This is a genomic window from Streptomyces sp. NBC_00286, from assembly GCF_036173125.1.
Lineage (GTDB): Bacteria > Actinomycetota > Actinomycetes > Streptomycetales > Streptomycetaceae > Streptomyces.
The window spans coordinates 2,420,294-2,435,085 of the sequence record NZ_CP108054.1; the positions used below are offsets into that span (position 1 = coordinate 2,420,294).

Annotated in this window: 15 protein-coding genes; 9 read left to right on the plus strand and 6 right to left on the minus strand. The window is 70.1% G+C overall.

Annotated features, from left to right (window positions below; genetic code table 11):
- Positions 1 to 216 precede the first annotated feature (216 nt).
- Positions 217 to 1,326: an ABC transporter substrate-binding protein gene (locus OHT21_RS10915; protein ID WP_328768072.1), complete on the plus strand. Its 1,110-nt coding sequence runs from the start codon at positions 217 to 219 to the stop codon at positions 1,324 to 1,326.
- Positions 1,327 to 1,430: 104 nt separating this feature from the next.
- Positions 1,431 to 1,799, plus strand: coding sequence for a WD40 repeat domain-containing protein (locus tag OHT21_RS10920; RefSeq protein ID WP_328768073.1), 369 nt, complete (start codon positions 1,431 to 1,433; stop codon positions 1,797 to 1,799).
- Here OHT21_RS10920 and OHT21_RS10925 read toward each other — a convergent pair.
- The 6 genes from OHT21_RS10925 to OHT21_RS10950 all read right to left on the minus strand — a co-directional run bounded on the left by OHT21_RS10925 (position 1,741) and on the right by OHT21_RS10950 (position 7,848).
- Positions 1,741 to 4,281, minus strand: coding sequence for a YfhO family protein (locus tag OHT21_RS10925; protein WP_328768074.1), 2,541 nt, complete (start codon positions 4,279 to 4,281; stop codon positions 1,741 to 1,743). The two genes, OHT21_RS10920 and OHT21_RS10925, sit on opposite strands and share 59 nt — an antisense overlap.
- Complete coding sequence (locus OHT21_RS10930) at positions 4,278 to 4,640, minus strand: GtrA family protein (RefSeq protein ID WP_328768075.1); 363 nt, start codon at positions 4,638 to 4,640, stop codon at positions 4,278 to 4,280. Before OHT21_RS10930 ends, OHT21_RS10925 begins: the two co-directional genes overlap by 4 nt.
- Positions 4,637 to 5,593, minus strand: a complete 957-nt coding sequence (locus tag OHT21_RS10935) for a glycosyltransferase family 2 protein (protein ID WP_328768076.1) — start codon at positions 5,591 to 5,593, stop codon at positions 4,637 to 4,639. Before OHT21_RS10935 ends, OHT21_RS10930 begins: the two co-directional genes overlap by 4 nt.
- Before the next feature lie 78 nt (positions 5,594 to 5,671).
- On the minus strand, positions 5,672 to 6,163 hold the full coding sequence (locus OHT21_RS10940; protein WP_328768077.1) for a DUF6299 family protein: 492 nt from the start codon (positions 6,161 to 6,163) through the stop codon (positions 5,672 to 5,674).
- A 111-nt stretch (positions 6,164 to 6,274) separates the two neighbouring features.
- A complete protein-coding gene (locus OHT21_RS10945; RefSeq protein ID WP_328768078.1) occupies positions 6,275 to 6,673 on the minus strand; it encodes a RidA family protein in 399 nt (132 codons plus the stop codon).
- Positions 6,670 to 7,848, minus strand: a complete 1,179-nt coding sequence (locus OHT21_RS10950) for an acyl-CoA dehydrogenase family protein (protein ID WP_328768079.1) — start codon at positions 7,846 to 7,848, stop codon at positions 6,670 to 6,672. Before OHT21_RS10950 ends, OHT21_RS10945 begins: the two co-directional genes overlap by 4 nt.
- Before the next feature lie 194 nt (positions 7,849 to 8,042).
- Here OHT21_RS10950 and OHT21_RS10955 point away from each other — a divergent pair, with 194 nt between their 5' ends.
- From OHT21_RS10955 to cysD, 7 genes are all read left to right on the plus strand, one after another.
- Complete coding sequence (locus OHT21_RS10955; protein ID WP_443050341.1) at positions 8,043 to 9,761, plus strand: AMP-binding protein; 1,719 nt, start codon at positions 8,043 to 8,045, stop codon at positions 9,759 to 9,761.
- A 15-nt stretch (positions 9,762 to 9,776) separates the two neighbouring features.
- Complete coding sequence (locus tag OHT21_RS10960; protein WP_328768080.1) at positions 9,777 to 10,610, plus strand: PaaX family transcriptional regulator; 834 nt, start codon at positions 9,777 to 9,779, stop codon at positions 10,608 to 10,610.
- 104 nt (positions 10,611 to 10,714) lie between these two features.
- Entirely contained in the window at positions 10,715 to 11,614 is a 900-nt protein-coding gene (locus OHT21_RS10965; protein WP_328768081.1) for a sulfotransferase family protein, read from the plus strand.
- A complete protein-coding gene (locus OHT21_RS10970; RefSeq protein WP_328768082.1) occupies positions 11,611 to 12,063 on the plus strand; it encodes a hypothetical protein in 453 nt (150 codons plus the stop codon). Before OHT21_RS10965 ends, OHT21_RS10970 begins: the two co-directional genes overlap by 4 nt.
- Entirely contained in the window at positions 12,060 to 13,325 is a 1,266-nt protein-coding gene (locus OHT21_RS10975; RefSeq protein ID WP_328768083.1) for a glycosyltransferase family 4 protein, read from the plus strand. The genes OHT21_RS10970 and OHT21_RS10975 overlap by 4 nt, the downstream gene beginning before the upstream one ends.
- On the plus strand, positions 13,322 to 13,873 hold the full coding sequence (gene cysC / locus OHT21_RS10980; RefSeq protein ID WP_328768084.1) for an adenylyl-sulfate kinase: 552 nt from the start codon (positions 13,322 to 13,324) through the stop codon (positions 13,871 to 13,873). The genes OHT21_RS10975 and cysC overlap by 4 nt, the downstream gene beginning before the upstream one ends.
- Positions 13,870 to 14,790 (plus strand): sulfate adenylyltransferase subunit CysD, encoded by a 921-nt coding sequence (gene cysD / locus OHT21_RS10985; RefSeq protein WP_328768086.1) that lies wholly within the window; start codon positions 13,870 to 13,872, stop codon positions 14,788 to 14,790. The genes cysC and cysD overlap by 4 nt, the downstream gene beginning before the upstream one ends.
- Positions 14,791 to 14,792 lie beyond the last annotated feature (2 nt).

The following is a 14,792-nucleotide window of genomic DNA, read 5'->3' on the forward strand; positions in this document are numbered from 1 at the left end:
CCAGGACTGCCTCCCCGCCCGCTCCGCCTCCGCCTCCGCCTCCGCCTCCGGATCGGACAGCGTCCGCGGACCACTCCCCCCACGTTCCGCTTCTCAGCCCGCGACGGCATGCGTGCCGCCGAGGCCGAGGAGTGGAGTGCTGGTGCATGCCGGCACATCAGTACGCCTGGCGTTTTCGTACCTCCCTGATCGCCCATTCCCTGAGAGGACACCTCCGTGTCTGCCGCAAGACCGCTCACCGCCCTGCGCACCATCGCCGTCATCGCCGCGCTGCCTCTTCTGCTCACCGCCTGCGGCTACGGCGCCGATTCCGCTGACGACGACAAGCAGACCGAGGTCGCGGCGAACGCCAAGAAGATCGACGGCCTCGACGAGGTGAAGATCGGCTACTTCCCCAACCTCACCCACGCCACCGCCCTGGTCGGCGTCCAGGGGGGCCTGCTCCAGAAGGAGCTCGGCGGCACCAAGATCAAGCCGTCGACCTTCAACGCCGGCCCATCCGAGATCGAGGCGCTGAACGCCGGGTCCATCGACATCGGCTGGATCGGCCCCTCCCCCGCCATCAACGGCTACACCAAGTCGAACGGCAAGAGCCTGCGCATCATCAGCGGTTCCGCCTCCGGTGGCGTGAAGCTCGTCGTCAACCCGGACAAGATCAAGTCCCTGGACGACGTCAAGGGCAAGAAGATCGCCACGCCGCAGCTCGGCAACACCCAGGACGTCGCGTTCCTCAACTGGATCGCGGAGAAGGGCTGGAAGGTCGACCCGCAGAGCGGCGGAGGCGACGTGTCCGTGGTCCGCACGGACAACAAGATCACCCCGGACGCCTACAAGTCCGGCTCCATCGACGGCGCCTGGGTGCCGGAGCCGACCGCGTCCAAGCTGGTCGCCGAGGGCGGCAAGGTACTGCTGGACGAGGCCGATCTGTGGCCGGACAAGAAGTTCGTGATCACGAACATCATCGTGTCGCAGAAGTTCCTCAAGGAGCACCCGGACGTCGTCGAGGCCGTGCTGCGCGGCTCGGTGAAGACCAACGCCTGGATCAACGCCAACCCGGAGAAGGCGAAGGCCGCCGCCAACGAGGCACTGAAGGAGGAGTCCGGCAAGGCCCTGCCCGCCGAGGTCATCGACCCGGCCTGGAAGTCCATCACCTTCCTCGACGACCCGCTGGCCGCCACCCTCAACACCGAGGCGGAGCACGCGGTGAAGGCCGGCCTGCTGGAGAAGCCCGATCTGAAGGGCATCTACGACCTCGCCCCGCTGAACAAGGTCCTCAAGGCCGAGGTCAAGGACGAGATCGACGACGCCGGTCTCGGCGCCGAGTAGCCGAGTAACTGGGTGCTGCGCAGCCGGGGCCTGCTGGTCACCCGCTGAACGGGTGTCAACGACCCTTGTGAATCTGTGAATTGTCTGTCAGGCCCGTTCAGAGAGTGGACAAAAGGCAGAGCGTGGCGGCGAGTTCGTACGGGGTCACCGGGCACACCAGCAATGTGTACGGGCTCGCCTTCCACCCCGCGCGGCACCGGGCGACGAGAGCGGGCGGGTCGTCCTGTGGGATCCCGCGCGCATCCCGCTGTTCCGGCACGACAGCCCGCGGGCACCGGGGCTGGGTGACGGATGCCGCGTTCAGCCCCGACGGCCGCACCCTCGCCACCGCGGCCGACGACCACACGGCCCGCCTCTGGACCACCGCCCCACGCCGGGTGACAACGCAACTCTGCGCCACCCTCGACCAGAACCTCACCCGAGAGGAGTGGCAGCGCTTCCTTCCCGGACTGCCTTACCGCCGGACCTGCTGAGATCGGGTTCCCTCCGCGCCCTGCGACGAAGAAACGCGGTCAGGCCCAGCAACAGCACCACCGCTCCCGCGCTCGCTGCCGACGCCGCGCGCAGGCCGGGTGGGCGGAAGGAGCAATGGAGTTGGTGCTCGGAGGCAGCGTTCTTCGGCAGTGGGACCGCGAGCAGGCCCAGACGGCTCCGCGCGACGCGCATCGGGCCGTCGTCGACCGCGCAGCGCCAGCCCGGCACGCGCGCGGTGGCGATGACGGCCGTGCCCGTGGAACCGGCCGGGAGTGTGGCGCGCACACTGTGGCCGCCCGCCGTGACGTGCGTGGCGCCCCGGGCTCGCAGGTCCGTGACCGCCTGCCGGAGTGCGGCCGGATCCAGGCAGGCCAGGGGTGAGCGCGGAAGTTCGGTGTCCCGGAAGACCGTAGCGATGGTGACCGTGACGCGGCCGTCCGCCGGGACAGTGCCGAGCGGCTTGGTGGCCACCGCCTTCTCGGGGCGCTCACCCCACAGGCGTACGGATCTGCCGCCGGGCCCCGCGAGCATCGCGTCGGTCCAGGAGCCGTCGACGTACAGGCGGCTGCCGGGGCGGCATCGGGCGGTGATCCGGTACGGGGCTCCCGCGGCGGTCAGCCGGTACGGGCCTGTCGCGCGCCGCGACTCCGAGCCGTGCGCACCGGCGAAGGAGATCCGCGGCTGCTCGTACACCTGGTGTCCCAGTGCCGCCTGCTGGTGGGCGAACGACGAGGAACCGGGTGGCAGTTGAGGTGCCCGGCGTGGGTGGACGGTCACCAGCGGTGGCGCGGGGAAGCGTTCGACGCGTACCGGTCCCGGGCCGTCGCTGTGCCGGATGCGGGCGCCGACGGAGAAGACCGCGTCGGCGACCGGGTTGTCCTGGGGGATCAGATGGCGGCCGTACATGGTCCAGGAGTAGCCGAGGCGTCGCAGCAGGCGGGCGGTCTGCTTCGGCACGTAGCTGCTGTAGTAGGCCGGGCCCTCGCTGCCCAGCAGCTGAGGGTCGTTGTTGACGATCTCGGGCGGGCCGGTGTCGGTGCGATGAGCGGGCCAGTCGGCGACCCGGGTGACGGCCTCGCGTACCGCGTCGTGCCGGGCGCCCCAGGTGGGCTTGGGGGTGTAGAAGGCCAGCTTGTGGCGCTGTTGGTCGACGGCCACACCGCTGGCCGCGGACTCGGCGAGTACGAGCACAGCGAGGGCGGCGGCGACCAGCCGACCACCGCGCTTGCGCACGAGCAGCAGCAAGAGCCCGAGAGTGAGCCCTCCCGAGCCGAGGACCACGAGCCAGGTCAGATGACTCACGCCGTTCTCGTTGCGCACGGACGCGGCGGCGAGGACGCAGACGGCCGCACCCGCGGCGAGCAGTGGCCCGAGCCGTGGCCGGTGAGCGAGGCACAGCCACGCGACCGAGACCAGCAGGCCGGAGAGCACGAACGTCGCACGGTACGGACTACCGTTGGGCAGCGAGAGTCCGTACCAGAGCCGGACCGTGGGCAGCGAGCAGAAGGAGGCGACGACGGCGAGCAGCGCCACGCACCACGCCACTCGCGTACGCACGGGGATATGCCGGCTCAGCGGGAAGACGAGCACCAGCAGCAGCGCGAGCATGCCCACGAAGAACCGGGGCAGACTGCCGAACCCCCGCTGTGCGGGCAGCAGTTGGAGCAGATACTCCAATGCCGGCGGACGGCTGTAGGGCAGCGCGGGAATCGGCTGGGCGCCCGCGGCGGCCAGGTACGCGGGCCAGATCACGGGCGCGGCGAGCAACGTACCGAGCGCGAAGGTGAGGCCCGTACGGCCGAGGAACCGCAGCAGACCCGTCCGGCCCCACTCGCGCGTGGCCAGCAGCACGGCACCGACCACGACGGTCCCCACGGCGGCCATCAACCCGGTGTAGAAGTTCCCCGCCCAGGCCACACCCACCATCGGCGCGGCCCACAGCCAGCCGCGCTCGCGCGTACACCGGTCGAGCGCCAGCAGCATCAGCGGGAACGCCGTCAGGCCCCACAGCCACATCGGGTCGAACGCGCCGTCGTTGAGCGTCCAGCCCGACAGCCCGTACGCGGCACCGAGCAGGCCCGGCTGCCACCAGCAGCCGGGCTGCAGCCGTCGCAGCCACAGCGTCATGACGGCCGCGCCGAGCCCGATGCTCAGGCACTCCCCCACGTACACGCCCAGGTCGACCTGGCGGCGCGGGAAGGCCGCGACGAGCAGCGAGAAGGGGTTGCCGAGGAAGCTGACGAAGTCCGCCCAGTACGGCACTCCGAAGGCGCTGTTCCAGTTGAAGAAGAGGTCGCCGGACGCGGTGCCGTGCAGCAGGTCCCACAGGTGGGCGTGGAAGGGCACGAACTGGTTGCCGAGGTCGTTGAGGGCACGCGAGCGGTCCCCGAAGGGATACGTGCCGCGCATCGCACCCGAGAGGACGAAGGCGGCCATGGCGATCGCCGCGGCCAGACCGGGTCCGGCGGCGCGGGTCTTCATGCGGGCACCAGGATGCGGCGGGCGATCAGGAAAGTGACGGGGATCGCGCCGACGGCGGCGATCAGCGGGGCGATCCGCGCGTCCATGCCGAGGCCGGAGACCAGCACGTACACCCCGACCGTGGTCAGCAGGAGGTTCGCGGCGTTCGTCAGCGGGAACAGCACGAACTTCTGCCAGCTCGGATTCGTGCGGTAGGTGAAGCGGACGTTCATGAAGAAGGAGCCGATCATGCTCAGCAGGGTCGCCAGGACGTGCCCGACCAGGTAGGGCGTCCACAGGCACAGCAGCCGGTAAAGGGCGTAGTACGTCCCGGTGTTGACGGCCCCGACCAGCGCGAACCGCAGGAGCTGACCCTTCACGAGGAGCGGGTCCGCAGTGCGGGCGAACGGCCGGCGTCCGCGGGCTGGCGCTCGCTCACCAGGTAGTGCGGGCGCTGCTTGCACTCGTAGTAGACCCGGCCGATGTACTCGCCGATCAGGCCGAGCAGCACCATCTGCATACCGCCGAAGCCGGTGATCGCGACGAGCAGGGTGACGTACCCGGGTGCGGTGACACCGCCGATGAGCACGGCGCCGACCGTCCAGGCGGCGTAGGTGAGGGCCAGTCCGGAGAGCAGGAGCCCGAGGTGCAGGGCCAGTCGCAGGGGGCGGCTGTTGAAGGAGACCAGGCCGTCCACCGCGTAGTTGAGGAGCTTGGGGTAGCTCCATTTGCTGTTGCCTCCGGCGCGTGGGGTGTCCTGGTAGTCGAAGAAGACGGCGCTGAAGCCGATCCAGGAGAACAGGCCCTTGGAGAAGCGGTTGCGCTCGCCCAGCTCCACGAGCGCGTCCACGGCGCGGCGCGAGAGGAGGCGGAAGTCCCCGGCGCCGTCGACGAGTTCGACGTCGGCCCAGTGGTTGAGGAGCCGGTAGTAGCCGCGGCTCAGCAGGGTCCGCAGCCGGCCGTCGTGGTTGCGGGAGCGGCGGGCTACGACCTGGTCGAAGCCTTCGCGCCGCAGGTCGAGCATCTTGCCGAGCAGGGCGGGCGGGTGCTGGAGGTCGGCGTCCATGAGGGCGATGTGATCCCCGGTGGCCTCGCGCAGACCGGCGAGCAGTCCGGCCTCCTTGCCGAAGTTCCGCGACAGGGACAGGTAGCGGACGCGAGGGTCACGGAAGGCGAAGGCGCGCAGCAGGGACAGGGTGCCGTCGGTGGACCCGTCGTCGACGAACACCACCTCGTACGGCTCCCCGAGTTCGCCGAGCCGCGCGTGGAGTTCGTCGTTGAACGCCTCGAGCACCTGCTCCTCGTTGAAGCAGGGCACCACGACTGACAACATCCCGCGCTCCTTGCTTCTGGCCCGGAGACTTGGGGCGCCTCCGGGCCGGACGTTGGTGGACGAGGTCCGTGCGGGGCGTCAGGTCCGGACGAGCGTGATCTCCTGCTCTTCGGTCGCGTGGAGACGCGGCTGAGGCAGGTTGAGGATGCCGCCGCTGCCCCGCAGTTCCATCAGCGTGGCCTCGACATAGGCCGGTCCGGGCTGGAGGCGGTCCAGGGGCGTCCGCCCGGTGTTCGTCCAGGCGTGCAGCTCTCCGTCGCAGACCGCGCGGGTGCCGCCGATGCCGTACCGCACATAGCTGGTCTCCCGCGGCGCCAGCGACGAGCCCACGTACACCGGGCCGGAGGCGTCGGTGCAGCGGTAGGTGCCCGAGAGGGTGACGGTGCCGTCCGACGCGATCCGGCCGGTCTCGTCCACGGTCACCACCTCGGCTGTGGCCGTGGTGGTGCTGCTGGCGGCGGGCTCGGTGGGCTCGGGGCCGGCCGGCTCACCGAGAGCGGTGGCGGACGGGGCGGCGAGCATCAGCAGCGCCGCACCGGCGGCCACGCCGACGATCTTGGGTAGGAACATCGGAATACCTCCTAGGCTGGGATTCCCAGAGGTACCCGGCACTCGTCGCGACGGCCGTGACCGTCACTCCTTCGGTGGCGAGTCCGTATCGCCCGTTCCGGCGACGTAGCTCTACGGCAGGACCGCGACCCCGTCCAGTTCCACCAGAGCCTGGGTGTCCCAGAGGCGTACGACTCCGAGGACCGCCATCGCCGGATAGTCGGAGCCTGCCAACTTGCGCCAGATGCGGCCCAGTTCGGGTGCGTGCTTGCGGTACTCGGCCACGTCTGTGGTGTAGACGGTGACGCGGGCCAGGTCGGTGGGGGTGCCTCCGGCGGCGCTCAGCGCGGTGAGGAGGTTGGTCAGGGCGCGTTCGAACTGGTCGGGGAGTGTGGTGCCGACGACCTTGCCCTCGGTGTCCAGGGCGGTCTGGCCGGCTAGGTAGACGACGCGGGAGCCGGTGGCGGTAACGGCGTGGGAGAAGCCGGTGGGTGGGGAGAGTTCGGGTGGGTTGATGCGCTCGGTGGTCATGCGCTGTCCTCCTCCGCCTGCGGGTCCCTGCTGGCCAGCTCCCTGTACAACTCCTTTGCGATGACCGTCCGTTGGACCTCGCTCGCGCCCTCGTAGATGCGTGGGGCGCGTACCTCGCGGTAGAGGTGTTCCAGGAGGTGGCCGCGGCGCAGGGCGCGGGCGCCGTGCAGTTGGACGGCCGCGTCGACCACGTACTGAGCGGTCTCGGTGGCGAGCAGCTTCGCCATCGCGGCGCGTTTCGGGACGTCGGGGGCGCCTTCGTCGTACGCCGCTGCCGCCGCGTAGACCATCAGGCGAGCCGCCTCCGTCCGCTGGGCCATCTCGGCCACTTGATGAGCGATCGCCTGGAGGTCGCTCAGCTTGCCGCCGAACGCCTCGCGTCCGGCGGTGTGGGTGAGGGTGGCGTCCAGCGCGGCCTGGGCCATGCCGACCGCGAAGGCGCCGACGCTCGGGCGGAACAGGTTGAGGGTGTTCATCGCGACGCGGAACCCTCGGTCGGGTTCGCCGAGGATGTCGCCCGCGTTCACCGGTACGGCGTCGAAGGTGAGGGTGCCGATGGGGTGCGGGGAGAGCATGTCGAGGGGGGTGCCGGTGAGTCCGGGGCGGTCGGCGGGCACGAGGAAGGCGGTCACTCCGCGGGCGCCGGCGTCGGGTGTGGTGCGGGCGAAGACGGTGTAGAAGTCGGCTTCGGGCGCGTTGGAGATCCAGCACTTCTCGCCGGTGAGACGCCAGTGATGCGCGCCGTCGGGTTCGGCCTGCGGGGAGGTGTCCGGTTCCGCCCGCAGCGCCAGCGCCGCGGCGTCCGAGCCCGCGCCCGGCTCGCTCAGGGCGAAGGCCGCCACCGCCGTGCCCTCGGCGACGCGGGGCAGCCAGCGGTCGCGTTGGGCCGGGGTTCCGTACGCGTGGACCGGGTGGGCGCCCAGGCCCTGGAGAGCCAGGGCCGTCTCCGCTTCCGTGCAGGCGTAGGCGAGGGACTCGCGCATCAGGCACAGGTCGAGCGCGCCGGAGGTGAACAGGCGCTTCAGGAGTCCGAGTTGGGCCAGTTCCGCGAGGAGGGGGCGGTTGACGTGGCCAGGTTCGCCCTTCTCGGCCAGGGGGCGCAGACAGTCGGCGGCGACGGCCCGTAGCTTCGCGCACCAGGCGGATTGTTCCGGATCGAGCGAGAATGCGGTCATTACGCCGGTCCCTTCTCCCCAGGGCCTGCCCGGCGGGTCATGCCGGAGACGCGGGCCCTGGCTCTCCTCCGACCTGATCCGCCGGAGAGACCCCAGTCGGGCCACCCCTCAAGGCTATCGCGGGCCGTTGACTGTCGTCACCAACACGATACGCTCGATGCGCGAGCCCACCACGACACAGGGGGCGAACCGCCATGGAACACACGGACTCCAGGGACGCCATCGACACCGGGCGGCCGACGACCTCGGCCCACGTCGACACCTTCGCCCGCGACCATCTCCCACCCCCCGGCCAGTGGCCCGAGCTCCGCTTCGACCTCCCAGGGCTTCATTACCCAGAACGGCTGAACTGCGCCGCCGAGCTCCTCGACCACGCCGCCCCGGACCGCACGGTCTTCCGTACGCCGTCCGGCGACTCATGGACGTACGGCGATCTGCGCACCCGAGTCGACCGGATCGCGCACGTACTGACCTCCGAGCTCGGTGTCGTGCCCGGCAACCGTGTCCTGCTGCGCGGGCCCACCACGCCCTGGCTTGCCGCGTGCTGGCTGGCCGTCCTGAAGGCGGGCGCGGTCGCCGTCACCGTGCTCGCCCAGCAGCGCCCCCACGAGCTGGCCACGATGTGCGAGATCGCGCGGGTCGGGCACGCGCTGTGCGACATCCGGTCCGTGGACGACCTCGCGAAGGCGGAGATCCCCGGGCTGCGGATCACGACGTACGGCGGGGACGCCCCCGACGACCTGCTGAACCGAATACGGCGCCGGGTGAGCCCCGGAACCCCCGACGAGCCGTACCCCGCCGTGGACACCGCCGCCGACGATGTCGCCCTCATCGCGTTCACGTCCGGCACCACCGGCCGCCCCAAGGGCTGTATGCACTTCCACCGTGACGTCCTGGCGATAGCGGACACCTTCTCCGAGCACGTGCTGCGGCCGCATGCCGACGACGTTTTCGCCGGCAGCCCCCCACTCGGCTTCACCTTCGGGCTCGGCGGCCTGGTCGTCTTCCCGATGCGCGCCGGCGCCAGTGCGCTGCTGCTCGAACAGGCGGGCCCCAAGCAGCTGTTGCCCGCGATCGCCGAGCACCGCGTGTCCGTGCTGTTCACCGCGCCGACCGCGTACCGCGCGATGCAGGAGGAGCTGGACTCGTACGACATCTCCTCGCTCAGGCGCTGTGTGTCCGCGGGCGAGAACCTGCCCGCCGCCACCTGGCAGTCCTGGCACGAGCGCACCGGACTGCGCCTCATCAACGGCATAGGCGCCACCGAGCTGCTGCACATCTTCATCTCCGCGGCCGACGACGACATCCGTCCGGGAACCACGGGCGTTCCGGTACCGGGGTGGCACGCGCGCGTGCAGGACGAGACCGGCGAACCCGTGCCCGACGGCGAGCCCGGACTGCTGGCCGTACGCGGCCCGGTCGGCTGCCGCTATCTCGCCGACCCACGGCAGTCGGAGTACGTACGCGACGGCTGGAACATCACCGGCGACACATATGTCCGGGAGGCCGACGGCTACTTCCGCTATGTCGCGCGCGCGGACGACATGATCATTTCCGCCGGGTACAACATCGCGGGCCCGGAGGTCGAGGACGCGCTGCTGCGTCACCCGGACGTGGTGGAGACGGCGGTCGTCGGGCTGCCCGACGAGACGCGTGGCCAGGCCGTGGTGGCGTACGCGGTGCTGCGGGCCGGAGCGCGCCGGGACCCCGAGGCGCTGCGCGCCTTCGTCAAGGCCGAGCTGGCGCCGTACAAATGCCCACGCCGGATCGTCTTCATGGACGCGCTGCCACGGACGGCGACGGGGAAGCTTCAGCGCTACCGATTGCGTACGGGCGTCAACCCCGGCCATACGGAAGACAGTTCCGGAGGCACGGAAAGCGATCTCCAGTCCACGCAAGGTGACCAGGCATGATGCCGACCACCTAGAATGATCAACGTGTCCGAGCAGCACACTCCCCGGTCCCTCATCGTCACCTTCTATGGCGCGTACGGCCGCTTCGTGCCCGGTCCCGTACCGGTCGCCGAGCTGATCCGGCTGCTGGCAGCGGCCGGCGTGGACGCGCCCTCCGTACGGTCGTCCGTGTCCCGGCTCAAACGCCGCGGACTACTTCTCTCGGCGCGTACGGCGACGGGTGCGGCCGGGTACGCACTGTCGCCGGACGCACGGCAGTTGCTCGAGGACGGCGATCGGCGGGTCTACGCGGCGGCGCCCCCCGAGGACGACGACTGGGTGCTCGCGGTGTTCTCCGTGCCGGAGTCCGAGCGGCAGAAGCGGCATGTGCTGCGCTCCCGGCTCGCGGGCCTCGGCTTCGGAACGGCCGCTCCCGGGGTGTGGCTGGCGCCGGCCCGCCTCTATGAAGAGACCCGTCATACGTTGGAACGGCTGCGTCTCGACGCGTATGTGGAGCTGTTCCGCGGCCGGCACCTGGGCTTCACGGCGACGGCCGAAGCGGTCGCGCGCTGGTGGGACCTGGCCTCGATCGCCAAACAGCACGAGGAGTTTCTGGACCGCCACGCGCGCGTGCTGCACGACTGGGAGCCGCGGCCGGACACTCCGCCACAGGAGGCGTACCGGGACTATCTGCTCGCCCTCGACTCGTGGCGTCATCTCCCGTACGCCGATCCGGGACTGCCGCCCGCGCTGCTGCCGCCGGACTGGCCGGGGGCGCACTCGGCGGCCGTCTTCCGGGCGCTGCACGAGCGGCTGCGGGACGCGGGCGCCGCCTTTGCGGGAGTACCGGCCGGGCTGTCCGAAATCTGAACGAAACGTGTGGCGGCGTGAGTTGCGTCACATTATCCTCAGCTCGGGCAACGCTCAGCCCGCTCCTAGCCTCTTCTCATGTTTCTTACCTAGGCTTGCGACGCATGAGTCTGATGCGCAATCTCAACCGGGCGCTCACCGCCACCACCGGTCTCCAGGTACACCGGGCCCCTACCGCCCCAGTCGTACCGAAGCAGCCGAAGGCCGCTCCGGCGAAAACCGCCAAGCGGCCCACACCGGTGTACCGACGCCCCACGGCCGAGGACCTGGAGACGGACCGACTGCTGCGGCAGCCGGTCTTCATCATGTCGCCCGTGCGCTCCGGCTCGACTCTGCTACGGATGCTCCTGAACGCGCACTCGCGGCTGCACTCCCCGCACGAGACGCACATCCGCCGCCTCGAGGTCGACTACGGCAGCAAGCTGTCGCAGCGCGCCATGAGCGCCCTCGACCTGGAGCGCGGCGATCTGGAGCATCTGCTGTGGGACCGGGTGCTGCACCGCGAACTGGTCAAATCGGGCAAGGACTTCCTGGTCGAGAAGACGCCGAGCAACGCGTTCGTCTACCAGCGCATCCAGGACTGCTGGCCCGACGCCCGCTTCGTCTTCCTGCTCCGCCACCCGGTGTCCATCGCCAAGTCCTGGCACGAGGGCGACCCCGAGAAGCGCACCTACGACGAGGCGGCGGCCGACGCGCTGCGCTATATGAAGGCCGTGGAGAAGGCCCGTCAGGGCATCACCGGCGGCCACACCGTGCGCTACGAGGACATCACCGCCGATCCCGAGAAGGAGATGCGGAGCCTGTGCGGGTTCCTCGATGTGGAGTTCGAGCCGTCGATGCTCGAGTACGGCAAGAAGGACGACTCGCAGGTGGTCAAGGGGCTCGGCGACTGGCGCGACAAGATCAAGTCCGGTCAGGTGCAGGCCGGTCGTGCGCTGCCGAAGGACGACGAGGTCCCCGAGCTGCTGCGCCCCATGTGTATGTCCTGGGGTTATGTGTCATGAAGCCGCACGCCGAGGTTGACGAGGTCTGGCCGCGTGACGGTCGTATCCGCCTCGTGGGCCGTATCCACGGCCGGGCCGTCGACAGCGCCGACGGCTGGCGGCTGCTGCTCGTGCTGCGCGGGACCGACCGGCGGCTGCGCTACGACGCGCGCGTGAAGGGCGACCGCTTCGAGAGCGAGCTGCCCATCGCCGACCTCGCCGACCGTTCCGACCTCGCCGATCGTGACGCGGAAGCCGACGGGGACGTTGAGGAGTGGGACCTCCATCTCACCGACGGCGAGGCGGAGTTGCGGGTCGGGCGGCAGCTCGACGACATCCGCGGCAAGAAGAAGATCATGGTGTTCCCCGAGCAGCGGGTGAGCGGCCTGAGTGTCCGTCCGTACTACACGGTCAAGGACAACCTGTCGCTGGAATGCCGTCCGGAATCCCTTGCGGGAGAGGCGATATGAACGTCCGGAATCAGGCGCCCCGACTTACGGCGCACGAGGCCCCAAAGCGTCCGAAGGTCCGCTATCTGCTCTTGCACGCGTACGGCCGCGGCGGCACCATCCGCACGGTGATGAACCAGGCCAACTCCCTTGTGCGGGCGGGCTGGGACGTCGAGCTGGTGAGTGCGCTGCGCCGCCGCGAGGACATCCAGTTCCCGCTCGATCCGCGGGTGACGGTCTCCACGGTCGTCGACCTGCGGGAGGGCGCGTACACCCCGCCGCCCGGTGTCGCGGGCCGCTGGCAGGACTGGCGCCGGACCAAGCTGCTCGAGCGGCCCGGGAAGCACATCCCCGCGGGCGAGTTCGGCTACCGGTACTTCAACCGGTATGTCGAGGAGCAGCTCATCGCGTACCTGTCCGCGCTGCACGACGGCGTCCTGGTGACCACCCGGCCCGCGCTCAACTTCCTGGCCGCGCGGCACGCGACGGGTGGCGTGGTCCGGGTCGCGCAGGAGCACATGAACCACGGCACGCACAAGCGTGATGTGCAACAGCGCATCCGGGAGACCTATCCGAGCTTCGACGCGGTCGCCGTCCTGACCGAACGGGACCGCCAGGAGTACGAGCAACTGCTGCCCGGCACCAGGGTCGTACGCATCCCCAATGCCGTGCACTCGCTCGACCAGGTCCCCTCCGACCATCACGCGAAGATCGCCGTGGCGGCCGGGCGGCTCTTCCCGCAGAAGGGCTTCGACATGCTCATCGAGGCCTGGTCGAAGCTCGTCGAGACGTACCCCGACTGGCAGTTGAGGATCTACGGCAGCGGCGAGAAGAAGGCCGAGCTGCGGGCCCTCATCGAGGAGCACCACCTCTACAACCATGTGTTCCTGATGGGCCACACCGACCGGCTGGACGACGAACTCGCCAAGGCCTCGTTCTACGTGCTCAGTTCACGCTTCGAAGGCCTGCCCATGGTGATGATCGAGGCGATGAGCCACGCACTGCCCGTGGTGAGCTTCGACTGCCCGACCGGGCCCTCCGATGTGCTCACGCACGGAGTGGACGGGCTGCTGGTTCCGCCGGAGGACCCGGACGCGCTCGCCCAGGCCATGGCCAAGCTGATGGCCGACGAGTCGCTGCGTTCGGAGATGGGCGTCGCGGCCGTGATGACGGCCGCCTCGTACGGCCCGGACGCCGTACACCCGCGCTGGGAAGCCCTGTTCACCGAACTACACGAACAACGGCTCGGCACCGCCGACGCCCCGAAAGGACTGCGCGTATGACCCACACGGCAAAGGCTCAGGGAGCCACGATCTGGCTCACCGGGCTGCCGAGCGCGGGCAAGACCACGATCGCCCGCATTCTCGCCGGCCGGCTGCGCTCCGAGAACCACCGCGTGGAGGTACTCGACGGCGACGAGATCCGCCGCTTCCTCTCCGCCGGCCTCGGCTTCTCCCGCGAGGACCGCAACACGAACGTGCAGCGCATCGGCCTGGTCGCCGAAGTCCTCGCCCGCAACGGGGTGCTGGCGGTGGTCCCGGTCATCGCGCCGTACGCCGACAGCCGCGAGGCGGTCCGCAAGCGGCACGAGGCGAGCGGGACTCCGTACATCGAGGTTCATGTGGCCACTCCGGTCGAGGTGTGCGCCGAGCGTGACGTCAAGGGGCTGTACGCCCGTCAGGCCGCGGGCCAGCTGACCGGGCTCACCGGCGTCGACGACCCGTACGAGCCGCCGCTGGACCCGGCCATCGCGCTGAAGACCCAGGGGGAGACACCTGAGGAGTCCGCGGACGCGGTCTACGCGGTGCTGGCGGAGAGGGGGCTCGTGTGACCGCCGTGAGCGCCGAGCGGGCGTACACGCTGTCCCATCTGGACACGCTGGAGTCGGAGGGTGTGCACATCTTCCGTGAGGTGGCGGGCGAGTTCGAGCGGCCGGTGATCCTGTTCTCCGGCGGCAAGGACTCCATCGTCATGCTGCATCTGGCGCTGAAGGCGTTCGCCCCGGCGGCGATCCCCTTCTCGCTGCTGCATGTGGACACCGGGCACAACTTCCCCGAGGTCATCGCCTACCGGGACCGGGTGGTGGCCGAGCACGGGCTGCGGCTGCATGTCGCCTCCGTGCAGGAGTACATCGACGCCGGGAAGCTGCGGGAGCGGCCGGACGGCACGCGCAATCCGCTGCAGACGGTGCCGCTGACGGAGAAGATCCAGTCCGAGCGGTTCGACGCCGTGTTCGGCGGAGGACGCCGGGACGAGGAGAAGGCGCGGGCCAAGGAGCGGGTGTTCTCGCTGCGGGACGAGTTCTCGCAGTGGGATCCGCGCCGGCAGCGGCCCGAGCTGTGGAACCTGTACAACGGCCGTCACGCGCCCGGTGAGCACGTACGCGTCTTCCCGCTGTCCAACTGGACCGAGCTGGACGTCTGGCAGTACATCGCCCGCGAGGCCATCGCACTGCCGTCCATCTACTTCGCGCACCACCGTGAGGTCTTCCAGCGGAACGGCATGTGGCTGACCGCCGGTGACTGGGGCGGCCCCCGCGAGGACGAGAAGGTCGAGAAGCGGCAGGTCCGTTACCGCACGGTGGGCGACATGTCCTGTACGGGCGCGGTGGATTCGGACGCGGTGACCCTGAAGGACGTCATCGCGGAGATCGCCGCCTCCCGGCTCACCGAGCGGGGCGCGACGCGAGCGGACGACAAGCTGTCCGAGGCCGCGATGGAAGACCGTAAGCGCGAGGGGTACTTCTAAAG